20 protein-coding genes and 1 pseudogene are annotated in these 21,977 nt (G+C 38.0%); 7 read left to right on the forward strand and 14 right to left on the reverse strand.

Going from position 1 to position 21,977, the window contains the following annotated elements:
- The first annotated feature begins 184 nt into the window (after window positions 1–184).
- Window positions 185–592 carry an ACT domain-containing protein gene (locus tag FB551_RS02995; protein WP_142014845.1) on the forward strand — a complete coding sequence of 136 codons (408 nt, stop codon included), beginning with the start codon at window positions 185–187 and terminating at the stop codon, window positions 590–592.
- A gap of 147 nt (window positions 593–739) precedes the next feature.
- Window positions 740–1,687 carry an alpha/beta fold hydrolase gene (locus tag FB551_RS03000; RefSeq protein ID WP_142014848.1) on the forward strand — a complete coding sequence of 316 codons (948 nt, stop codon included), beginning with the start codon at window positions 740–742 and terminating at the stop codon, window positions 1,685–1,687.
- 76 nt (window positions 1,688–1,763) lie between these two features.
- Here FB551_RS03000 and FB551_RS03005 read toward each other — a convergent pair whose 3' ends face one another.
- Both FB551_RS03005 and FB551_RS03010 read right to left on the reverse strand, forming a co-directional pair.
- Entirely contained in the window at window positions 1,764–2,159 is a 396-nt protein-coding gene (locus FB551_RS03005) for a VOC family protein (protein ID WP_047431734.1), read from the reverse strand.
- 101 nt (window positions 2,160–2,260) lie between these two features.
- Complete coding sequence (locus FB551_RS03010; RefSeq protein WP_047431731.1) at window positions 2,261–2,947, reverse strand: Crp/Fnr family transcriptional regulator; 687 nt, start codon at window positions 2,945–2,947, stop codon at window positions 2,261–2,263.
- Window positions 2,948–3,316: 369 nt separating this feature from the next.
- On the opposite strand from FB551_RS03010, the gene FB551_RS03015 reads away from it, so the two are divergent.
- Window positions 3,317–4,042 carry a YoaK family protein gene (locus tag FB551_RS03015; protein WP_142014850.1) on the forward strand — a complete coding sequence of 242 codons (726 nt, stop codon included), beginning with the start codon at window positions 3,317–3,319 and terminating at the stop codon, window positions 4,040–4,042.
- A gap of 49 nt (window positions 4,043–4,091) precedes the next feature.
- On the opposite strand, the gene FB551_RS03020 is transcribed toward FB551_RS03015, so the two are convergent.
- Together FB551_RS03020 and FB551_RS03025 are read right to left on the reverse strand one after the other, a co-directional pair.
- Window positions 4,092–4,907 carry a DUF4249 domain-containing protein gene (locus FB551_RS03020; protein ID WP_047431725.1) on the reverse strand — a complete coding sequence of 272 codons (816 nt, stop codon included), beginning with the start codon at window positions 4,905–4,907 and terminating at the stop codon, window positions 4,092–4,094.
- Between the two features lie 3 nt (window positions 4,908–4,910).
- The gene (locus tag FB551_RS03025) at window positions 4,911–7,241 is read right to left on the reverse strand and encodes a TonB-dependent receptor (RefSeq protein WP_142014853.1); all 2,331 of its coding nucleotides are present in this window, start codon (window positions 7,239–7,241) and stop codon (window positions 4,911–4,913) included.
- A gap of 412 nt (window positions 7,242–7,653) precedes the next feature.
- Here FB551_RS03025 and FB551_RS03030 point away from each other — a divergent pair, with 412 nt between their 5' ends.
- From FB551_RS03030 to FB551_RS03045, 4 genes are all read left to right on the forward strand, one after another.
- Window positions 7,654–8,247 (forward strand): TlpA family protein disulfide reductase, encoded by a 594-nt coding sequence (locus tag FB551_RS03030; protein WP_226798605.1) that lies wholly within the window; start codon window positions 7,654–7,656, stop codon window positions 8,245–8,247.
- Window positions 8,248–8,258: 11 nt separating this feature from the next.
- Window positions 8,259–8,747 (forward strand): SMI1/KNR4 family protein, encoded by a 489-nt coding sequence (locus FB551_RS03035; protein ID WP_142014860.1) that lies wholly within the window; start codon window positions 8,259–8,261, stop codon window positions 8,745–8,747.
- A gap of 104 nt (window positions 8,748–8,851) precedes the next feature.
- On the forward strand, window positions 8,852–9,640 hold the full coding sequence (locus tag FB551_RS03040; protein WP_142014863.1) for an SDR family oxidoreductase: 789 nt from the start codon (window positions 8,852–8,854) through the stop codon (window positions 9,638–9,640).
- Window positions 9,641–9,904: 264 nt separating this feature from the next.
- Window positions 9,905–13,390, forward strand: a complete 3,486-nt coding sequence (locus FB551_RS03045; RefSeq protein WP_142014865.1) for a glycosyltransferase family 117 protein — start codon at window positions 9,905–9,907, stop codon at window positions 13,388–13,390.
- A gap of 59 nt (window positions 13,391–13,449) precedes the next feature.
- Here FB551_RS03045 and FB551_RS03050 read toward each other — a convergent pair whose 3' ends face one another.
- The 10 genes and pseudogenes from FB551_RS03050 to FB551_RS03095 form a co-directional block, all read right to left on the reverse strand.
- The gene (locus FB551_RS03050) at window positions 13,450–13,902 is read right to left on the reverse strand and encodes a hemerythrin domain-containing protein (RefSeq protein ID WP_047431712.1); all 453 of its coding nucleotides are present in this window, start codon (window positions 13,900–13,902) and stop codon (window positions 13,450–13,452) included.
- 61 nt (window positions 13,903–13,963) lie between these two features.
- Complete coding sequence (locus FB551_RS03055; protein WP_142014868.1) at window positions 13,964–16,207, reverse strand: nitric-oxide reductase large subunit; 2,244 nt, start codon at window positions 16,205–16,207, stop codon at window positions 13,964–13,966.
- Window positions 16,208–16,220: 13 nt separating this feature from the next.
- A complete protein-coding gene (gene ric / locus FB551_RS03060) occupies window positions 16,221–16,946 on the reverse strand; it encodes an iron-sulfur cluster repair di-iron protein (protein ID WP_142014871.1) in 726 nt (241 codons plus the stop codon).
- 44 nt (window positions 16,947–16,990) lie between these two features.
- Window positions 16,991–17,416 (reverse strand): c-type cytochrome, encoded by a 426-nt coding sequence (locus FB551_RS03065; protein WP_142014873.1) that lies wholly within the window; start codon window positions 17,414–17,416, stop codon window positions 16,991–16,993.
- Between the two features lie 12 nt (window positions 17,417–17,428).
- Window positions 17,429–17,992 carry an SCO family protein gene (locus FB551_RS03070; RefSeq protein ID WP_142014876.1) on the reverse strand — a complete coding sequence of 188 codons (564 nt, stop codon included), beginning with the start codon at window positions 17,990–17,992 and terminating at the stop codon, window positions 17,429–17,431.
- A gap of 5 nt (window positions 17,993–17,997) precedes the next feature.
- A complete protein-coding gene (locus tag FB551_RS03075; RefSeq protein ID WP_226798606.1) occupies window positions 17,998–18,762 on the reverse strand; it encodes a formylglycine-generating enzyme family protein in 765 nt (254 codons plus the stop codon).
- Window positions 18,763–18,878: 116 nt separating this feature from the next.
- Window positions 18,879–19,901: pseudogene (gene nirK / locus FB551_RS03080) on the reverse strand (copper-containing nitrite reductase); the annotation flags it as partial.
- Between the two features lie 52 nt (window positions 19,902–19,953).
- Window positions 19,954–20,409 carry a hypothetical protein gene (locus tag FB551_RS03085; protein ID WP_142014881.1) on the reverse strand — a complete coding sequence of 152 codons (456 nt, stop codon included), beginning with the start codon at window positions 20,407–20,409 and terminating at the stop codon, window positions 19,954–19,956.
- A 275-nt stretch (window positions 20,410–20,684) separates the two neighbouring features.
- A complete protein-coding gene (locus FB551_RS03090) occupies window positions 20,685–21,461 on the reverse strand; it encodes a class I SAM-dependent methyltransferase (protein ID WP_142014884.1) in 777 nt (258 codons plus the stop codon).
- A 60-nt stretch (window positions 21,462–21,521) separates the two neighbouring features.
- Window positions 21,522–21,953, reverse strand: a complete 432-nt coding sequence (locus tag FB551_RS03095) for an RrF2 family transcriptional regulator (RefSeq protein WP_047431685.1) — start codon at window positions 21,951–21,953, stop codon at window positions 21,522–21,524.
- Window positions 21,954–21,977 lie beyond the last annotated feature (24 nt).

The following is a 21,977-nucleotide window of genomic DNA, read 5'->3' on the forward strand; positions in this document are numbered from 1 at the left end:
GAATAACCTTAAACGGACTTCTTAAAAAAGCCAAATGATCAGAAAAAAACACAAACACATATAGTGAGGTTCAGTTGATAGGTTACAGTACAAACACAAGAAGGAGGCATTAAGCCTCCTTTTGTGTTTTTTATCATTTGATAAACAAATGCTGGCATTTATCTCTTAGTTTTGTATCAAAAAGATGTCAGGAGAAAAAGACTTAGCGCTACTGATTCAGAATATGGAACCAGTACTGAATACCGGAGAATATGTATTCTGTACTGTTGAAACTTTAGGCGGAATACCGGATATAGAAAAGGTTCTGTTTTTTTTCCGGGAAAATGAAGCCATTACCATTGTGGTAGAAAAACCAATAGCAGATGAATGGAATATGGATTACAATTATATTTCTTCATGGATTACCCTCACGGTTCACTCTTCCCTGGAAGCCGTAGGACTTACTGCTGCTTTTGCCAATGCCTTGAAAAAGGAGAATATCAGTTGTAATGTGGTAGCTGCTTATTTTCACGATCATATTTTTGTAGCTGAAAAAGATGCTGAAAGAGCGATGAAAGCCCTTTTTTCCTTGAGATCAGCTCAGCAGTTTTAAAAATTGTTTTGAATTTTTTCGCTTTTTGTTTTCACCTTTTAAAATGTCTATCTGAGCTGCTAAAATGTCCTGTTGATACAGCTTTTAAGTGTTCTGCGAATTTTTGTGTTTTATGTTTGCATCATAATCATACAAAAATAAACAACAATGAAAACAATTAGAAAAATCTCAGCCTTAAGCTTATTATGTTTAACTCTTTTTACTGTAGTAACAGTTTCCTGTACTGAGGAAAATGAGCCTCCCACGGCGCAGGAGGTACAAAACAGAAGTCATCAAACTGCCAAAACCCAATTCATAACCGTGAAAGGAAATGCCATAGCTTACCGTGTTTTAGGAAAAGAAGACGGGATTCCTTTGGTTCTCCTTCCGGGATTAGGGGGCTCTATGGATGATTGGGATCCTGCAGTAACCGATGGACTGGCTAAAAACTATAAAGTCATTATCTTTGATAATAAAGGTGTATCTTCCTCAAAAGGAACAACCCCTAATACTGTTCAGGCAATGGCCGATGATGCAGTAGATTTTATTAAAGCCTTACATCTGACCCAAGTGAATATCATGGGATTTTCTATGGGAGGGTTCATCGCGCAGAGAATAGTGCTCACCAATCCGTCACTGATCAATAAAGTGATTTTAACGGGTACAGGTCCTCAGGGAGCAATCGGGCTGTCTAATCTGCCTAATATTATTGCCGGAACAGCTGGCTTAAGTCCGGAGGCTTCATTCCTGAAATTTGGTTTTACAGAATCTGCTCAAAGTATTGCGGAGGGAAAAGCATCCTTTGCAAGGGTTCAGCTTCGTACGACGGATAGAGATCTTCCGCTAAGTGATGCCGCATCCGGTGCCCAGTTTACTGCGGTACTGAGCTGGGCTCAACCTAATGCTGATGCCCTTACAGAAATACAAAAAATCAAAAACCCGGTACTGATTGTGCATGGTGAAAATGATCTTCCCGTATCTGTTCAGAATGCAAAAAATATGGCTCAGCATTTAGACCATGCAGAACTGGTGATTTTCCCGGATTCAGGACATGCTTCTTTTTATCAGTATCACGATACATTTGTTGCGAAAGCTACAGAATTCCTCGGGAAATAAATTGTATTCTTAAAAATTATAACTAAAAGACTCGCTGTTCATCAGCGAGTCTTTATTTTTTTACTCATATCGGAACTTAGCTGAATTTCTTCACAGCTTCTTCGCTTACAGGAGTAAAAAAGTTAATCATATTTTCATCCGGATCACAGAACAGGAGAGATCTGTTTCCCCAGGGCATCGTTGTTGGTTCCTGAATAATTCTGGAAGCTATACTTTTAATCCTTTCATATTCTTCATCAACATTTTTAACCATAAACTCAATAATGGTTGACTTTGAACCTGCGAAATTTGTAAGACCTTCCGAAAACATTTGCATAGTCCGGGTACTTCCTATAGCGATTGTGATAGAACCCGTAGAGAGTTCTGCGAAATCTTCCGTATACCATGTGGCAGTTATACCCATGATCTGTTCATAAAATGCTACTGCTGCTTTAATGTCTTTGCTGATAATTCTTAATGAGGTAAGTTTCATAAGGATGCTTATTTGTTTAAACTAATTTTAAACAAAGATAATGGGTACATGTGACAACAGGCTGTCAGCAGAAATGATTGATTTTATTCTGAATGACTGTACTAATAAAAATTAGCAATATGAATTAAACGCTTAAAGTCTGTGATCTGTATTTTCCGTCCTTCAGATCTGATCAGTTTTTCCTGCTTAAAATCATTAATGATACGGGCTAAAGTTTCTCTGGCAGTTCCTACCATATTGGCGAGATCCACACGGGAAAGAGAAATGAATACTTCATCATCAGAGGCATCATTTGATTTATATTTATCATGAAGTATCAGTAAACTGAGGGCTGCTCTTTCACGGACTGTACGATGAGATAAAACCGCAATAAGATTGGCCATCACACTGAATTCATGACTTAATGATTTCAGTAGCAGTCCTGAAAGCACTGATGATTGGCTTAGAATATCCAGAAAACTGTCTTTTGAAATAAATGAGATGACAGAATTTTCCAGGGTTGAGGTCGTATCTCCATAAGATTCATTGCTCAGAATAGCAGAATATCCGAAAAATTCGCCGGAACTGTATATGTAAATAATCTGCTCTCTTCCATCATTATCAACCTTGTATTTCTTTATTTTACCTTCGTTAAGGTAATAAACGCCATTTGGTTTTGTTCCGTCAGTAAATATCGGCTCATTTTTACGATAGTTCCTGGTTTTCATAGCTCCTGTAAGCAGGTTTTTATCATATTCAGGGAGTTCATCAAAAAGATACTGATTATTAAAAATAAATTTTGAGATCATAATTTTTCTATACAGGGTATGGGATGTACGCTCAGTTTTTTAACTTAAATCACATTTTAAACCGATCTAAATCACAAGATTTTTTTCCTGAACGAATTACTTTTACAAAAGTAATAAAATTGATTCTGAAATAAGAAACAGGCCAATTTATTGAGGTCTGTAGATGTCTTTTAAGGGTAATCATTCATTACGGGAATAGGATTTTACGTTAAAGGGGAAAGAGTAGATCTATAAAGAACACTGGATAAATATTTAAGCGGACATGTTTTTCACAGTTTGACGCTGACATTTCTAATTATTTTTTTTTACTTATTTATTGTATCCAGCTGTTCCTTTTCCTGGAAGGTTAAGTTCTTACATAAATTTACAATGTTCAGACACAGAGGAAAAAACAGAACCTATTTTCACAACCTTAAGCTTGCATCAGTACTTTCATTTGTTGCAGGAATAGTGAATATTGCCGGTGTTTTGTCTGTGAAAGTCCTTACGACGAATATAACCGGACATTTTGCTTTCTTTTCAGAGGAAATTTTACTCGATCATTATGGCAAAGCTTTCACTTATTTTATTTTCATTATCTGTTTTTTGGGAGGTGCATTTTCTTCCAGTTTTATGGTTGAGTTTTCATCCGGACATAAAATGTTCCGTCCCCATCTCATTCCTTTGATTACCGAAATTCTGATATTAGGTTTTGTGGGAATAGCAGGTGATGAAAGATTGGAAATCTCAATATCTCCTAACACAGTTGCAGGGCTTTTACTTTTTGCAATGGGTGTTCAGAACTCTCTGGTAACAAGAGTATCACAATCTGTGGTAAGAACGACTCACCTTACGGGATTATTTACTGATCTGGGAATAGAGCTTTCAAAACTCTTTTTTAAAGAAAGGGAAAATGAAAAGAGGCAGCTTAAAAAGAATATTGCCCTGAAACTCGTGATTATTGCCTGTTTTTTTGCAGGAGGTATGATTGGTGGTTTAGTTTATAGCATAATTCAGCTCAAAACACTGCTTGTGACTGCAGGATTACTGTTTGGCGTAATAAGGTATGATAAGTTCCTTTACAGGTATTACGCTTTGAAAAGAAAATTCAGATAGAAATACAATAAAAAAGGATATTCCGTTGTTGCGAATATCCTTTTTAAATTTATGGAGTAACAGGCTGGATCACAAAAGTTTCCGTATCTGTTGTATGGGCTGAAAAATACCCCAATGCTCCGTTGCTGATATTACTCGGAGGATTGGCTGGGGTAGCGCTTCCGCCATTACCGCCAGAAATCTGAAGTAATGCACTGTAATAAGTAAAGACATTGGTATCGATAGACTGCATTTCCACATGGATTTTGTCTCCTGGCACTACTTCATGGTCCCGGCCTTTGTTATCGTCATTGGGAAGAATGAGAGGCTGCTGGTTTGGTAGGCCGTTATTTACATTGTCTGAAAAAGTATTCATGTATTTTTTAGGCAGATCATTAATGGTAAAACTAAAAAGATAACGGTTTCCTAAAGGCATTGGGTCTGTAAAAAGCGGTAAAAGAGTATAGGTGGTCTTATCACCAAATTTAAAAGAACTTTGCTCCAGACCGTCAAAATAGACCACCTCAGGCATTGTACTTTGGGCAGTATATTGTTTTCCTTCTGCCTGTATTTTCAATGTATACGTTCTGCCGGGTGTTCCTGCAAAAGTGGTGGTTTGATAGATACCGTTTCCTGTATAATGAAGTGTTTCAGTCTGGCCTGTATCATCGCTTAAAACTACCTGAGCTCCGGTGACTGCCGGATACTGATTGGGTTCGGAAAACCCGACTGATTTTGTGATTTTCACTGTATAAGGCCCTGACTGATTGGTTACATTCCCTTCAATGACGATATTTCCGCTTTGATCATTCAGATCAAGATCGATCTCCTTTTCACAAGAAGTTAATGCAAAGAGAGATAATATGATATAAAATGTATTTTTCATGATTTAGAATTTGAAATTATAAGTGATGTTAGGTACCCAACGGAATAAAGAGGTCTGCATGGCGCGTGTTGTTCCGGGACGATCAGAATTGTCTTCAAAGTTGATGGTATAAGCATTTTCTCTACCGTATAGGTTGTAAATACCAAAGGTCCATGAACCACGGAATCGTTTATTGGTACTTGGTTCATAAGTAGCACTCAAATCCATTCTGTGATAGGCCGGCATTCTGTCTTCATTTCTGTTGCTGTACTGGAATATGGTTTGGCCGTTGAGCTCATATTTTCCGGTAGGGAAGGTAACAGCATTTCCTGTACTGTAAACGAATAGCCCTGAAAAACTCCATTTCGGATTAAGCTGGTAGGTGGCAACAATGGATAAATCGTGGGTTTTATCCATTCTGGCGTTGTACCATTCATTATTATTGATGCCGTTGATCTTTCTTTCCGTTTTAGAAAGGGTATAGGAAATCCATCCTGTCAGTTTTCCGCTTTTCTTTTTGGCAATAAGTTCCAGCCCATACGCTCTTCCTTTTCCGAACAGCAGCTCGCTTTCTACATCTGCTCCTGTATCAAAACCAATCTGAGCACCATTTTTGAAGTCGATCTGGTTTTTCATGTCTTTATAATAAACCTCAGCGTTCAATTCGTAATTATTGTTGTTGAAGTTTCTGCTGTACCCTAAGCTGATCTGATCTGCAATTTCCGGTTTTACCGTGTAACTGCTTCCTATCCACTGGTCGGTAGGGTTTCCACTGTTGCTGTTGCTCAAAAGGTGAAGATTCTGGGTATTTCTTGAATAACCTCCTTTCACACTGCTGACTTCGTTGATTCGATAGTTGGCACTAATACGTGGCTCAATATTAACATAGGTTTTCCCGAATTTTCCTTTCTCCAGGAACTTGCTGTCAGTAAGCACACCATTTTCATAAGTATTGAATGTATCGCCTCCCAGTACACTGAACATGGAAAGTCTTGCTCCATAATTGATGGTTAACTTTTCCGTTGCTTTATAATCATCATTGATGTAAACAGCATTCTCCCATGAATATCTCGGATTTCTTGCAAAACTGCTCACTGTGGTACCGGAAGCACTGCTTGGGGTAAGGGTATGATAAATAGCCTGCAGACCGAAACGTACAGAATGCTTGTTTCCTGCAAACCAGGTAAAATCCTGTTTAAGATTCCAGTCACGGATTTTTGAATTTAAATCAAATACGGTATCGTCATTCTTCAGACTGATTTTATAATCATAATTGCTGTAGATGAATGATGTATTGGAGAATAATTTACTACTGATGATACTGTTCCATCTCAAAGTTGCTGTTGTATTTCCCCAGTCTGTATTGAAAGTATCTCCCAATCCCAGAACATCTCTTCCAAAATATCCGGAAAGGTAAATACGGTTGTTCTCGTTGATCTGATAATTGGCCTTCAGATTCAGATCGTAAAAGTATAATTTGTTGTCTTTGTAATCTTTATTGGTTTTAAGAAACAAATCGGCATACGTTCTTCTTCCTGAAACAATGAATGATGATTTTTCCTTTTGAATAGGACCTTCTACGCTCAGTCTGCTGCTTATCAGGCCAATTCCTCCATTTACATTATAGTCTTTGTTGTTTCCGTCCTTCATTTTAACATCCAATACAGAAGAAAGGCGGCCTCCGTATTGTGCGGGACTGTTTCCTTTAATGATGCTGGCATCTTTCAGGGCATCACTATTGAATGTACTGAAAAATCCAAGAAGGTGAGAGGCATTATAAACAGGTGCCTCATCCAGTAAGATCAGGTTTTGATCGGTAGCACCACCTCTTACACTGAACCCGCTGCTTCCTTCACCGTTACTTTTAATACCTGGTAAAAGCTGTATGGTTTTCATAACATCCTTTTCTCCGAATAGAACAGGAAGTTTTTCTATATTTTTAATGCTTAACGTTTCTGCTCCCATCTGAGCTGATGTTAAGTTTTTATCCTTTTTAATGCCGGTTATCACCACCTCGTCAATGGCTTTTTCTACAGATTCTGATGGAAGCAGGGGAAGATCGAGTTTTATATTCTGGTCCACGTTTATCTTCTGCTCAAAATCCTGATATCCCGGATAGGAAATAATCAGGGTATAATTTCCTTCAGGTAATGAAAGAGAATAAAACCCATATTCGTTGGCAACAACATTGATGGAGGGATCTTCACTTACTTTTACAGAGACTCCGATGAGCAATTCACCGTTTTTTTTGTCTTTCACGGTTCCACTTACAGAATACGTTTGTTGGGCCATTGCCAGTGTACTGAAACAGAGCGCAGCGGTGGCAGCGGTAATTTTTAGAAAGGATGTTTGCATTAGTTTATTTTAAAGTAGTAGATCTCTGGTCTATGAGTTAATATTTTAAGGATGTTCAATGAGTTGGATGAATAGGGGATTTGTTACATGTAATGTATTAATTATGAAATAAATCCGTTAGAAAATCAGATTTTTGAAAATGTAAAGAGCAATTAAAAAATAAGTATGTTGCATAAAAGATAATATTATGCATAGTATATTGAATAATCTCTTTGTTTTTCATTGATTATATTAAAAACTAAATTATTAACGGTTGTATGGTTAATTTTATTACTAACAGGGTGTAATTACAGGTTATTGTTGTTTAAATCCCAGGGATTAATGCTTATGGCTTTAAAAACTGTTCTTATGGCTTTTGATCAAAATATTAACCTTATATTGGCAGGGAATTAAGCGGAAGAATATGGAAAATATGAAGACCTGGTCAAGAAAAAATGGCTCTACTGTAGTACTTACACTATTGTTTATTATCATTTTAGTAAATAAGGATGCAAAGGCATGGCTGATGAGGCAGGTTGCTTCTACAGGAATCCTTAATTCCAGTATATCAGAGTCAAAAGAAACGCAAAATGTTTCAGCTAAAGTTTCCTATGCCGGATTTATGCTGAAAAATGAGGAAGGAAAGATAATAGATACTCCTGCATTACAGAATAAAGTGGTTTTTATTAATTTCTGGGCATCATGGTGTCCTCCGTGTCGTGCAGAATTTCCGTCTGTCCAGAAACTGTATGATCAATACAAAAATAATCCGGATATGGTATTTCTTACCGTAAATCTGGATGATAATGTTAACCTGGGAAAATCGTATTTAAAAGAGAAGGGCTTTACGGTTCCTTTTCTTACACCAGCTGGAAATATTCCTGATGTATTGTATAGTGGATCTTTACCAACAACCGTTGTACTGGATAGAAAAGGAGAAATCCGTCTGCATCATAAAGGACTTGCTGATTACAGTAAAGATTCATTTTATAAACAGATTGATGAACTGTTGAACCAAAAGCCATAATTTGCAATCCAATGATGATTCCCTTTATCCTGCCTGCTCTTACAGAAATAAAAACTGAAATCCTGAAAGAAAAAAGCAGCGTGCAGAATTTTCCAAAGACTGTAGTGTTTCCTTTCTCTGAAAGGTATAAAACTTTGGTTACTCAAATAAAAACAATGGAAATTTCTTCTGAGACCATTCTGTATAATTCAGTAGATGCAGTCAATGAAAATAAAGAAAGTAACTTACCAGATTACTGGTGTTTTGCCGCTAACGGACAAGGTGACCGATGGTTTATGGACAGAGATCATCAGATATTTTTCTATGATCATGATGATGAGAAACTGAAACCGATGCCTATTAATTTTGAAGAATGGCTGCAAATGGCGTTCATTATCCGTCAGCTGGATGACTGTTTGGATGAATATGACCATATCCCGGAACCGGTCCGGCAGGAGTTTGATAAAGCCCTGAATACTGTTCATCCTCAATTAAGCGAGGTGTATCCGTTTGTATTTTAATGCTGTTTTCTGTCAGCAATGAATTTAAAAATTAAACTTTCAAAATATAATCCGAAGGTTTTTTCTTACATTTATCTATACCAATTATTATATCCAAAGATCTTATGAACATTCAACTTTTTTCAAAAAATGCTTTAGTAGGGGGAGCTACACAAGGTATAGGCGCCGGAATTGCCCTCGAACTGGCAAAATGTGGAGCTAATGTTACCGTTATGGCCCGCAATGAAGCCAAACTTAAAGATTTCGTTTCTTCACTGCCGGTCATCAATCCCGAACAGGAACATGGATATCTGGTAGCTGATTTTTCGGATTTTGAAAGTTATAAGAAAATTATAGCGGGATTTTTCAATGATCATTCGATAGATATTCTGGTTAATAATACCAATGGTCCTGAACCTGGTTTAGCACTGGATAAAAGTACAGATGATTATCAGAAAGCATTTGATCTTCTCTTTAAAACGGTTTGTGAAACAACATTGCTGGCTTTGCCTCATATGATCCAACAGAAAAAAGGGCGTATCATTAATGTTTCTTCTTTATCCGTAAAAGAACCCATCGGAAATCTGGCCCTGTCCAATTCTATCCGTTCCGCAGTAATCGCCTGGGCAAAAACGCTTTCCAATGAAATTGCACAACACAATATCACGGTAAATAATGTTCTAACCGGATATTTTGATACTGAAAGGATTCAGAGACTGGTTGCTCATGAAGCTCAGCAAAGTGGTACAGCAGCAGAGGAAATAAAAAAGGCTAGAGAAAATAAGATTCCGATGAAAAGATTCGGACAGCCTGAAGAATATGGTCATCTGGTGGCTTTCCTGGCTTCAGAATATTCAAATTATCTTACCGGAACAAGTATTCCTTTGGATGGAGGATTGAATAATACATATTAAAATTTTACCATTTAAGAAATATAAATTCCTTTAAACAACAAAAGTTACAAAAGTTTTTGAATTTGTTTCTAAACTTTCTATTTTGAGTGTTAAAGTACACTTAAGTTATTTGAAATCTTTGATTTACTTCTTATATCAACTTTTTGCAGCATTGTTTTTAAAATTAATTAAACTATACTAAGACTTTTGTGACTTGAGAATAAAATAAGATAAATGTAATAAACCCTTTCGCTCAATTGTCATATACATATTGGAAAATATGATATGAAAAACTGGTCTTTTAAAAAATGGAACACCGTATTGGGATGGTTTCTTTTCGCTATTGCGCTTATTACTTATCTTTCAACAATAGAACATTCCTTAAGCTTTTGGGATTGCGGGGAATATATCTCTTCAGCCGTGAAGCTGGAGGTAACTCATGCCCCGGGAGCCGCTTTATTCCAGCTTATGGGAGCTGTGGCAAGTATTTTTGCGTTGGGAAATGCTGAAAATTATTCTATTGTAATCAATGCCATGTCAGCATTATTCAGTGCTTTTACTATTTTGTTTCTATTCTGGACAATTACCCATTTTTTACGAAGACTTTTACATAAAGATGTTGAACAAATTGCAAAACATCAGGAAATATCGGTGCTGTTTGCCGGAGTGATTGGTGCTTTATGTTTTACTTTTTCAGATACTTTCTGGTTTTCAGCAGTAGAAGGAGAGGTCTATGCAATGGCTTCTATGTTTATAGCGTTGCTGGTATGGCTCATTACCAAATGGGAAAATGAATATAAATCAGCTGACAATGAGAGATGGATCATCCTTATTTTCTTCATCATTGGGCTTTCCGTGGGAGTGCATATGATGTGTATGCTGGCTATTCCGGCCATATGTCTGATTTATTATGCAAGAAATTATACTTTTTCGTGGAGGGGTTTTATAGTGGCGAATTTGATTACGCTTGGAATTCTGGCCTTCGTATTCAAGATTATTTTCCCTCTGATTATGACAATGTTCGGAAAGCTTGAAATTTTCTTTGTGAACGGGCTGGGACTTCCTTTCCATTCAGGAACAATTGTGGCATTTGTTGTTATGGCTGTAATAAGCTATCTCCTTATTAAGTATGCCGGAAAAACCAAAAAGAAGATATACCAGACTGCAGTTTTATCCCTTGTTTATATGATTATTGGATTCTCATGCTGGCTCGTAATTCCCATCAGAGCTAATGCTAATCCTCCAATGAACCTTAATGATCCCGATACAGCCATTGGAATGAGAGATTACTATAACAGAGCACAATACGGTGACTGGCCTACCATGTACGGACAGAATTACACCGCATTTCTTGATAAAAACGGAATGGAAAAAGATGAAGACGGAAGTTACAAAAGAGACATCACCGGAGATATTTACGAAAAAGATGAAAAAACCGGAACTTACAGAAAAACCGGGGAAAGATTCAATTATGTTTTTAATAAGTCTCACATCAGTTTTATGCCAAGAATGTTCAATGAAGATAAAGAGGTGATGGCTAACTATATTTCTTTGTACGGAGCTCCAGATTTTACTTTCAATTACGATAACGAAGACGTTGCAGACAATCCGGAAGCACAAAGGATTTTCGAAGAACTGAGAGCAAAATATGAAGGCGATTCTATCACGGCAGAAGATTATCTGAAAGTGAAACCTTATGATTTGATCAAGGTGCAGCGCCCGTCTTTTGCTCAGAATATGGATTATTTTATATCATTTCAGAACGGATATTACTTTGTAAGGTATCTGATGTGGAATTTTGTAGGAAGACAGAACGATCTTGAGGGGCATATGGAAAATACCAATGGGAACTGGATCTCAGGATTTTCTTTTATTGACAATGCTTTGCTGGGTGACCAGGATCGTATGCCAGCCCAATTTAAAAATGAAAGTACCGTCAGATTTTTCTTTTTACCATTGATTCTGGGGTTGATTGGTTTCTTTTTCCAGCTGAACAGAGACTTCGGAAGATTTTATGCGATGCTTTCGCTGTTTGTTCTGACAAGTATAGGAATTGTTTTCTACACCGGAGTAAAACCGTTTGAAGTAAGGGAAAGAGATTATGCTATGGTAGGCTCATTCTATGCCTTTGCCATCTGGATAGGTCTGGGAGCAGGAGCAATACTTTGGCTTGCTCAGTCTAAGATTAAATCCAATGCGGTCAATATAATGCTGGGAGTTGTATTGCTGGGAATTCCTTTTATGATGGGATTCCAGAATTATACTTCCCATGACAGAAGCAAGAAGACAGCAGCCCGCGATTATGCCTGGTCATTTTTACGATCGCTGCCTAAAGATGATATTATTTTTATTTATGGCGATAATGATACTTTTCCGGTCTGGGCCATTCAGGAAACAGAACGATTCAGGGATGATGTGAAAACGGTCAACTTTACTCTTTTAGCCACTCCATGGAATATTGATCAGATGAAAAGAAGAACTTACAATGCCATGGGAATTCCGGGTGAATTAACGCATGAAGAATATAGAGATGGCGTTAATGATCAGGTCTATCTGATGAAAAAAGATGATTGGGAAGGACTTTTCCAGATGCTGAAAGAACAGGGAGCTCCGGATACTGCTTTCCAGGAATTCAGAAAATACCTGACCGAGGATTCAATGACCCTGAAGGATGCCATGAAATTCCTGAAATTACAATCATCCGAAAAAGATGAATTGCTGAAGATGTATTTTGGAGAAAAGCAATATGAAAAATACAACATTCTTCCGGTGAGCAAATTTATCCTTCCAGTCAATAAAGAAAATGCAGTGAAATCGGGAATTATTACCCAGGAAGATCTTCCAAAAGCAGTAGACAGGATTATGATCAACTATGAAGCCAATACCCTTTACAAAAGCAATCTGATGATGCTGGATATGCTGGCCAATTTCGAGTGGAAACGGCCTGTCAATTTCTCGTCAGGAGGAATGTATGACAGCGAAAATATTTTTTATCTGGATGAATATCTTCAGTTTGATGGCTTCAGCTACAGGCTGGTTCCTATTCATACTCCTCAGAGTCCGGATGGAGATAAAGGAAGGGTGGATCCTAATTCTCTTTACCAGGTGGTGAAAAATTTCAGATGGGGAAATTTTAAAGATCTGAGTATTCATTATGATGAAACGGCTACTTCCAATATTTTGGGCTACAGAACGTCGGTAAGCAGGGCCGTATCAGCACTTGTAGTAAGCGGGCAGAAAGCTAAAGCGCTGGAGTTACTGGATCTTGCCGCAAAAGAAATCCCTGTTGAGAAATACAATGACCCGCGTTCATTAAGTGCTATGGTGAACGGATATATTGTTGCAGGAAAGGAACAGAAAGGGCTTCAGTTGGCAGAAAAGCTCAAAAAAGGAATATTTGAAGAATATGATTATTATCAAAATCTTTCTCCTTCATTTAAGTCAGCAGCCAAAAGACAAATGAGATCAAAACCGATGGAGTATGCGCTTGTTGTTGCAGCTGTTACAGATGCTTATAAAACTTTGGGTCAGAATGAAAAAGCCCATGCTTACCTTTTAAAATCAGTAGAGCCTGTAGATAAGAAATTCAGTGTTTTTATAAAGGGACTTCAACAGATGGGCAAAGAAAAAGCGGGTAAGGCAGCTGACAACGTACGCCAGATCGCTCCTTTTTATCAATATTTATTCAATGTCATGGAGCCGTTTGATTCTGCATATTCAAGGAAAAAAGAAATTGAAATTAGAGATGCGATGATCAGTGTAACACAATAAATAATAAATGAGAAAGCCTTTAAATTGAATGTTTAAAGGCTTTTTAATATACTGCAGGTTTATTTCCAGAACTCATCTTCATAATCGTCCTGTTCTTTGTTATGAATTTCTTGCAGTCCGGATCCTATTTTCTCAAGAGCAGAAGTATCCAGTTTTTCCTCCAGATGGGGAAACCAATCACGTTCTTCAAAACGGATATGCTGCTCCAGAAGATCTGCAAAATCTGAGATAAGATCTGTATTTTCTGAGGAACTCATTGCTGAAATAATATCCTCAATTTCTCTATGTTCTTTCTGTATACGAATTGTATATTCATCTTCAAGATAAAGAAACAGAATTTCTTCTTCTTCTCTGAAATGCTGCTTCAGATGCTGTTTCCAGAAATACAGGATATAATTTCTGATCCGGGAAACTTCAGTTTCTTTTTTCAGTCCCTGTCTTACTTTCCAGCTGCAGAGAAGCCCGAAATGATGATCTTTGGAAAGGGGGACAATATTTTCATTACGTTTCATGAATTTTTATTTAAAATAATCAAACCCCACAAGTTAACTCATGAGGCTTGAATAAAGAATGCTAACGTTTTTCTTTCAACGACCAACCCAATTTAAGTCCGATGATGAAAATTACCAGAAGCAGCTCACCTGCAGCCAGTAAAATATCTCCCGGAACACGCATCCATCTCAGGAAGTGCATAATGTCTGTCTGCATGAATTCTGCAGAACGTGCATACCAGTAACCTTCTTTTATAGAGGCTACAGACTGCATAATACCGATTGGAAGAAGACTTATCGTTACCATGACCAGCAGTCCGATATTAATCATCCAGAAAGCCCAGCCAATTAATTTGTCGTTCCATTGTCTGTCGGGATAAAGTCCTCTCAGAACAAACATCATTAATCCTATCCCCAGAATTCCATATACACCGAACAAGGCAGCATGACCGTGTACAGCGGTGGTATTTAATCCCTGAATATAGTATAATGCAATAGGAGGATTGATGGCAAATCCAAAGATTCCCGCTCCCAGAAAATTCCAGAAACACATGGCTATGAAACAGTAGATCGGCCATTTGTAGGCCTGAATCCATTTCGTTGATTTACTCAACTGATAATTTTGATACGCCTCATACCCAATCAATACAAGCGGTACAATTTCCAGGGCGCTGAAAGTGGCTCCCAATGCCAATACAGCAGTAGGCGTTGCACTGAAGTACAGATGATGGAAGGTTCCAAGGATACCTCCGGCAAGGAAAATAATGGTAGAAAACAATACCGCATTGGTGGCATGTTTTAATCTCAATAATCCTAATCTTGTAAATAAAAATGCAGCGACTACGGTTGCGAATACTTCAAAGAAACCTTCTACCCAAAGATGAACTACCCACCATCTCAAGTATTCTGCAATAGCCATATGGGTTTGTCGGCCATACATTAATCCTGCTCCATAAAATAATGCAATAGCTACGGCTGAAAGGGCAAACAGTGTCAATAAATGACGGTCATCATCTTTACGTCTTAATGCCGGAAGAAGGGCTCTAACCATTAAAATCAGCCATAGAATAAGGCCAGCCAGCAGCAAGATCTGCCATACTCTTCCCAGTTCTACATATTCATACCCCTGATGTCCCCAAAGGAAATTGTCTACCAGCCCAAGTTTTTGCATAACCCCAAGCCATTGCCCGGTTAAAGATCCGGATACAACAATCAGTAAGGCTCCGAATAATATATTCACTCCCAGTTTCTGATACTTTGGTTCATGTCCCGAAACTGCGGGAGCAATATAAAGTCCTGTGGCGAGCCATGAGGTAGCAATCCAGAATATCGCGAGCTGTACATGCCAGCTTCTGGAAACCGACTGCGGTAAAAACTGATCCAGAGGAATGCCATAAAATCCGCTTCCCTCTACACCATAGTGAGCGGTAACAACTCCTGCAAGCATTTGAACAAGGATCAGTAAAGCAACCACCCAGATATATTTTAATGTAGCTTTCATGGAAGGAGTGGGCTTCATATTTCGCAGCGGATCTTCCAGCGGAAGTGTTTCACTGATTTCCTCTTCCTTATTTCTTGCATGATAAAATACCAGGAGACCCACACATCCCAACAGGAGCAATACACTGAAACCGGACCATAAATGCAGTGAAGGCGGAGGAACGTTTCCTACCAGTTCATCATGCGGCCAGTTATTGGTGTACGTCACATCATCTCCCGGTCTTTCCGTGATACATACCCATGTGCTCCAAGCGAAGAAGGCATTCATTTTAGCCATTCTGTCAGGGTCCTTGATGGTATTTTTCGGGATGGCGTACTGATCACGGAGTTGTGCCATGGAAGTATCATTCATGAATAATTTTGAATAATACCGGGAAAGCTGTTTCTGTACTTCTGCCCGTTCAGGAGAGAATACAATTTCATTTTTACTTTCATTAAAGGTATTGGTGCGAAGTTCCTTTTTAAGCAATACCTGATATTTAGCCTGTTCATCATCCGGAAGTTCTTTGTAAACTTTATGATCCTTTTTCGCCAGCTCATCAAGCAGCAGAACAGATTCTCTGTGAAGGTAATCTGCCGTCCAGTCTGGAGCAATATAAGCACCATGTCCCCAGATACTTCCTACCGTTTGTCCTCCAATAGACTGCCACACGTTCTGCCCGTCTTTGATATCCTGTTCGGTAGCGATCACAGTTCCGTCTGTGCTTACTACTTTCTCAGGAATCGGGGGGATTTTTCTGTAAATTTCAGTTCCATAGAAAATAAGAACAGCAAACGAAGCAACCATTACTACAGCAAGCCATATCCAAAGTTTTTTAGGTGTCATTCTGTATTAGTTTTTAAGATTCAACAGCAAATTCTTTTTCCAGTCGGATTGCTTTTGGGAAAAGGATATTATTTTCAAGATGAATATGTTGATGTAAATCATTTTCAAAATCCTGAAGCATGGCAAAAGCTACTTTATAGGTATTGCAGGCATCTGCAGGTGGCAGATATTCATCCGTAATTTCTGCGATTCTTCTGAAGCGGTCACCTTCCACCGTGTGCTCATGTTTCATCATATTCACAGGGTTTTCAACGGTCCCGAAAGCAGGCTGAGGCAGAGCTTCACCGGATATTCCTGCCTTGATCATATTTCTTACAAATGGAAACAGAATCAATTCTTCCTTTTTCATGTGAGCGGCCAGATCATGTGCAGATTCATTGAAGATGGTATTGATTTCGAATAATTCGGGATGTCTGTCTCCGTGAACTTTGCATAATTTATCAAGAAAAGCTTGTAAAATGGGAGTTTTTTCTTCTACATAACGATGGTGGGTCTTCTCAATATAATCAGCCAGGAGGTCGAGAGGCCAGCTGTTGAAGTCAATTGAAGAACCTTCATTTTTTGGCAGGGCTTCCAGTTCTTCATAAATTTTTTCCGGAGCCAGTTTTTTATTGCTGCAGGCTTCTTCAATTGTTCTTCCACCTTTACAGCAGAAATCAATGCCATTTCTTTTAAAAATTGCGGCTGTTCTGAAATCTTCAGCAACCATATTTCCTATAAAGTCTGTTCTTGTATTCATAATATAATACTTTTTTGTCTTTTATTATTTTAAATTTTTTTCACCTATTTCTTAAGGGACAGGATATATTTTACCATCAGTTTGGCGTTATCTTTACTTAATCCTGCATGAGGTGTCATAGGAATTTCTCCCCAGTTGCCTTTACCGCCGTCAATAATTTTCTGTGCAAGCATATCAACGTCTGCTTCTTTGTATTTTGCTGCCACTTCCTGATAGGCGGGGCCAACAAGTTTTGAATCAATTTTATGACATGATAAACAGTCTGTTCCTTCTACAAGGGATTTTCCTTCTGCGATTTCTGCATCAGCTCCCGAAAGAGGAGCGGCTGCCGGGGCTGCTTCCTGAGTTTTAGGCTCTTCCAGCATTACATTGGTTTCTGATGCCTGAGGAATGGGATTTGTATCTTTTTTATCTGAACATGAAGTTACAGCAAGTGAAAACAGCGCAGCTGTTACAAGTAATTTTTTCATAATCTTATCCATTTAAAGTTGTATTTGTTTTTTTATTTCGTGTACAATAGCTTCGTAACCGCTATCTAAACCTTCTTTTTGAAAAGCCAGAGTTCCCTTTTTTGAATACACTGTAATGATATTGGAGTGGGAGAATTCTATAGGAGAGATCTGTTTATATTTTACAGCCATTATATTGGCCAGTTCCCGGGTATCTTCTTCACTACCACGGATGAAAGTCCATTCTTTTTCATCAAATCTGTTCACATACAGGTATCTCTTCATGACTTCTGGAGTATCATTTTCCGGATCAATGGAGATTAATATATATTGAATATCCTTTGGATCTACTTTCCCTACTTTCCGGGAGATGGTTCTCATTTCCGCGGTCAGTTTTGGGCAGGCCGTTTTGCAGGAAGTGAAAATCATTGCGGTTACCAGTACTTTTCCTTTCAGATCTGAGAATGTAATGTTTTTACCATCCTGTTTTTCCCAGTTTGTCTGTACATTATAGATAGAATCAGGGCTTACTTCTTCATTTTTCTTACCGCACGATATCATCATCAAGGCCAGTACTGTCAGGGTTATATTTTTCATAAAGATCAATTTTTGTTTTTAGCACATCTGAATCCGAGATTATTAAGGCAGTAATTTGCTTTTATACTTCCTCTTAATGCGTACCGGATAAAGGCAGCATAGTTTCTTAAATCAGAAGAAGTTACTGCTGCTCCGGCACAGAAAAGGTTGTCATTCACCGTATTGTCTTTCCTGGATTCTCCACTCATCATTACTGAATTAAAGTCATAAGTCCATTCCCAAACCATTCCGTACATATTGTAGATTCCATAATAATTGGGTGGCTCTTGTTTTATCGGTTGTTTGTTTTTATCCTTTTTTTGGTAAGCTTTCAGAATATAGTCAGTAAAAGCGGGATCTTTTGACGCATTTGGCGTTTTTTGATCTGCTAATGCAGCATATTCCCATTCATCAATATCGGGGAGCCTTTTTCCAGTACTTTTTGCATAGGCCTCAGCTGCAAACCATGAAATATTAGTGACTGGAGTATCCGGACTTATTCCTTCCGGGATTTCATAATCGCTTTTCCAGTGTTTCAGGTAATTGCTGTCTGCATAAAGTCTTACTACTTTGCTTCTTGTCCATTGAGGATTTGCTTTAAGAAACTCAAGATATTCCCTGTTTGTAACAGGGCTGTCATCCAGATAGAAAGTCTGTACTTTTACAATCCTTCCTGAATCTTTTCCTACGAATGCTTTATAGGTTCCACCTTGTATTTTTATCATTTTTTTCTGGCTGACAATCAGGTTTAAACGGTTTTGTGCATAGGTTTTGTCCTCAGGATTTTTCATCTTTTCAGAACAGGATATCATTCCTGAACATATAATCCAACATAAAATAATTGCAACGGCTCTCATTGTTTCTTTTTTGAAATCCAATGAATCTCAATTTATTACTGATTCTTTTTATACACTGCCGGATTTTCCGGTCCGGTTACCTTAATCTTACCTAAAGCTCCCTTGTTGAATGCCCTGAAGATGGCATGATCTACAATCACATATTCTCCGGGAACTGTTGCTTTAAATTCTACTATTGATGCTCCTCCGGGAGGGATAACGGTAGTCTGTACATTGTCGTTTATTTTACTGCCTCCTTCTATATACACTTTGTCAAAAATTTCCCCGATAATATGGAATGAGGAGGTCAGGTTCGGGCCGCCGTTTCCCACAAAGAACCTTACTGTTTCCCCTGTTTTTACCTGGAGTTCTTTATCGCCTAAAAGGGAGGCTGTATTGCCGTTGAAGACTACATATTCGGGATGCTCAGCAATTGCTTTATCCATATCAAATTCCTGCAGTCCTTTATCCCCGAATTTTCCTTTGGTATAAAAATCTCCCTGCATGATGTAGAATTCTTTGTCTACTTTTGGAAGACCACCTTCAGGTTCTATAAGAATGAGTCCATACATACCGTTGGCAATGTGCATTCCTACCGGTGCCGTAGCACAATGATAAACATACAGTCCGGGATTTAATGCTTTAAAATTAAAAACCGCTTCTTTGCCGGGAGCTACAAATGTTGCTTCAGCTCCGCCACCAGGTCCATTCACGGCATGAAGGTCTATATTGTGTGGGAAGGTATTGTTTTCGTGGTTTTTAAGATGAAGTTCGATGTCATCTCCAACTCTTGCGCGGATAAAACTTCCCGGAACTGTTCCGTTGAAAGTCCAGAAATTATATTCTGTTCCATCTGCGAGTTCACCTGTTTTTTCTATTGTTTCCAGTTTTACAATAATTTTTTTAGCCGCGCGGTTTCCTACAGGTGCCGGAACCAAGGGTGGAGGGGGCATTTTTAATTCTTCACTTGTTCCATCTGTTTTGATGTTTTCGGTATTGGTGATATCGGAGGTATCTCCTGAAGAACTCTGTTTACAGGCGCTGAGAGTTATTACCGTCAATAAAGTTGCGGTAAATAATAGGGTCTTTTTCATAATGCGAGTATTAATGATTTGAATCTTTTTGCCGGATAAATACCATCAGAATTTATTCAGCATTTGCTTTTTGTCTGGTAAATTGCAATGCTATAATGATACACAGAAAGAGCGCTTTAACAGATTCTGCATAGATAAAATAGTTATGCATTTCTGAAGACGGAACTGGCTTTCCTGCGGATAGCAACTGAGCCCGTGTGTCAAGAACAGGAAGCATCCAGAACTTTTCCAGCAGTAAAATAATCAATACAAGGAGAACCATCATAAAATCTGCTTTCGTATAACTTTTCCGGCTGATGAACATTAGTCCAATGATCAGAATAAGAAAAATGAACTGTATTTTGGTGGATATTCCGAACATCATCATTCCCAGCTCAAGCGCTACAGGAAGAGTCATCCCGGTGACCTGAAACTTCATAGGTGTTTCCAGAAAACTGATGGTGATAAAAATACCAGTCATCAGACAAAGCATCATTAGCACAAGGGGATTTTTTACATGCAGTTTCATTATTTTATTATTAGGATATAAATACCTTTTTATCTTTTATTGAATTGATTTTAAAAAATCAATAATGAGAAAGGTCTTTTACATTGTTGTGATTAATACTTAAAATAGGTATGCAATTACATCAATTCTGAATTGCAGATAACCAACAGAATGTATTGGTTTTGAGTACTTAATTCTTTTTTTCAGTACAAATATAGAATCTATTTTTATGAAAAAAGAGTATTTTGACTTTATTTATTCTGACTTTTATCACCTTATTTTTTCACTTTCAAAAATTATTCTTTTCTTGCAATAATAGTGACTGCGCACATATTTTTTTCATGCTTTCTGAATATTTTTTTCATTTGAAAAACTCTCTTTCTGATAGAGGGATTGAATAATATATTTTTAGCTATTTGAATGGCTCCGGTAACCCCTTCGTCATCTATAATCCTATCAGGTTCTAAGAGATGCATGGGGGCAGTTTCAACTTTCAAAATAGTAAATCCTTGCTTTTCTAATAAGTCTGTCCATTCGGAAACAGTGAGCGGGCGGGCATTGACTTTAATGGCTAATGCCAGCTCTTTCTGAATATGCAGCTTAACATTACTGTCCAGATGATCCGGTCTTAAAGCCAGCTCATGAATGGCATAATATCCCTGCGGTTTCAAAATTCTGTAAGCTTCCTGAATAATTTCTGCTTTTCTGTGATCTGCATGCATGCTCAGTAGGGCTTCTCCATACACTTTACTGACTGATTGCCCATGTAAAAAACTGTGTGCTGCATTTCCCAGTTGAAACAGGGCAGAAGTATGGTTAAATTTTTTGTTCAGATGATCTACAGCATTTTGTTCAGCATCAATCCCTATATAAGAGTGAGGATTTTTTTCGAGTGTAAGATGTGTTGTAAAACCGAGACCAGGCGCAAATTCCACTACATCATCAGCAGGTGTTATGTCCAGCATCGACAACATCTTTTGGGTCAGGAAAACACCGCCCGGACGCAAAACTTTTTTACCAATTCTGGCTAATAACCAGTGTCCGGACATTTTTTCAATATTTTCTGTATGCATTACTTTATGATTAAATTAATATATAAATACCTTTTTATCTTTTATTGTTTTAAATTTTTTTTACACCTTTAAATGGGTCAGTTTTAAGTCCAGGTTATCTACAAATGCTTGTATTTTTGAAGTTTCAAGCATAATACGAAGATCCTGTCTGATGCTTTTAAACTGGTCATGAAGAGGGCATGGATGCGTTTCCGAGCATTGTTCAAGTCCAAGTCCGCAACCGGAGAAAAGCTTATCACCGTCAATTTCTTTAACAATATCAGCAATGGAAGTGTTTAGATTTTTCTGATCCATATAAAAACCTCCGTTCGGTCCCTTAACAGACTGCACAAAACCTTTTCTGCTTAAGTCCTGTAAAATTTTGGCAATAAAATGTTCCGGCGAATGAATGCTCTTTGAAATATCCTTAATCCCGACCCTGCTGTCATTTTTAGACTGCTGGGCAATATAGATTAAAGCTCTTAAGGCATATTCACAGGTTTTTGAAAACATTGTACTGAGTTTTATGTGACAAAG

This window comes from Chryseobacterium aquifrigidense (genome assembly GCF_006716485.1).
GTDB classification, from domain to species: Bacteria; Bacteroidota; Bacteroidia; order Flavobacteriales; family Weeksellaceae; genus Chryseobacterium; species Chryseobacterium vietnamense.

Excerpts from the sequence above, each read along its gene's own strand:
- FB551_RS02995 (WP_142014845.1), top strand. The coding sequence starts at position 185 with ATGTCAGGAGAAAAAGACTTAGCGCTACTGATTCAGAATATGGAACCA.
- FB551_RS03000 (WP_142014848.1), top strand. The coding sequence starts at position 740 with ATGAAAACAATTAGAAAAATCTCAGCCTTAAGCTTATTATGTTTAACT.
- FB551_RS03005 (WP_047431734.1), bottom strand. The coding sequence starts at position 2,159 with ATGAAACTTACCTCATTAAGAATTATCAGCAAAGACATTAAAGCAGCA.
- FB551_RS03010 (WP_047431731.1), bottom strand. The coding sequence starts at position 2,947 with ATGATCTCAAAATTTATTTTTAATAATCAGTATCTTTTTGATGAACTC.
- FB551_RS03015 (WP_142014850.1), top strand. The coding sequence starts at position 3,317 with ATGTTCAGACACAGAGGAAAAAACAGAACCTATTTTCACAACCTTAAG.
- FB551_RS03020 (WP_047431725.1), bottom strand. The coding sequence starts at position 4,907 with ATGAAAAATACATTTTATATCATATTATCTCTCTTTGCATTAACTTCT.
- FB551_RS03025 (WP_142014853.1), bottom strand. The coding sequence starts at position 7,241 with ATGCAAACATCCTTTCTAAAAATTACCGCTGCCACCGCTGCGCTCTGT.
- FB551_RS03030 (WP_226798605.1), top strand. The coding sequence starts at position 7,654 with ATGAAGACCTGGTCAAGAAAAAATGGCTCTACTGTAGTACTTACACTA.
- FB551_RS03035 (WP_142014860.1), top strand. The coding sequence starts at position 8,259 with ATGATGATTCCCTTTATCCTGCCTGCTCTTACAGAAATAAAAACTGAA.
- FB551_RS03040 (WP_142014863.1), top strand. The coding sequence starts at position 8,852 with ATGAACATTCAACTTTTTTCAAAAAATGCTTTAGTAGGGGGAGCTACA.
- FB551_RS03045 (WP_142014865.1), top strand. The coding sequence starts at position 9,905 with ATGAAAAACTGGTCTTTTAAAAAATGGAACACCGTATTGGGATGGTTT.
- FB551_RS03050 (WP_047431712.1), bottom strand. The coding sequence starts at position 13,902 with ATGAAACGTAATGAAAATATTGTCCCCCTTTCCAAAGATCATCATTTC.
- FB551_RS03055 (WP_142014868.1), bottom strand. The coding sequence starts at position 16,207 with ATGACACCTAAAAAACTTTGGATATGGCTTGCTGTAGTAATGGTTGCT.
- ric (WP_142014871.1), bottom strand. The coding sequence starts at position 16,946 with ATGAATACAAGAACAGACTTTATAGGAAATATGGTTGCTGAAGATTTC.
- FB551_RS03065 (WP_142014873.1), bottom strand. The coding sequence starts at position 17,416 with ATGAAAAAATTACTTGTAACAGCTGCGCTGTTTTCACTTGCTGTAACT.
- FB551_RS03070 (WP_142014876.1), bottom strand. The coding sequence starts at position 17,992 with ATGAAAAATATAACCCTGACAGTACTGGCCTTGATGATGATATCGTGC.
- FB551_RS03075 (WP_226798606.1), bottom strand. The coding sequence starts at position 18,762 with ATGAAAAATCCTGAGGACAAAACCTATGCACAAAACCGTTTAAACCTG.
- FB551_RS03085 (WP_142014881.1), bottom strand. The coding sequence starts at position 20,409 with ATGAAACTGCATGTAAAAAATCCCCTTGTGCTAATGATGCTTTGTCTG.
- FB551_RS03090 (WP_142014884.1), bottom strand. The coding sequence starts at position 21,461 with ATGCATACAGAAAATATTGAAAAAATGTCCGGACACTGGTTATTAGCC.
- FB551_RS03095 (WP_047431685.1), bottom strand. The coding sequence starts at position 21,953 with ATGTTTTCAAAAACCTGTGAATATGCCTTAAGAGCTTTAATCTATATT.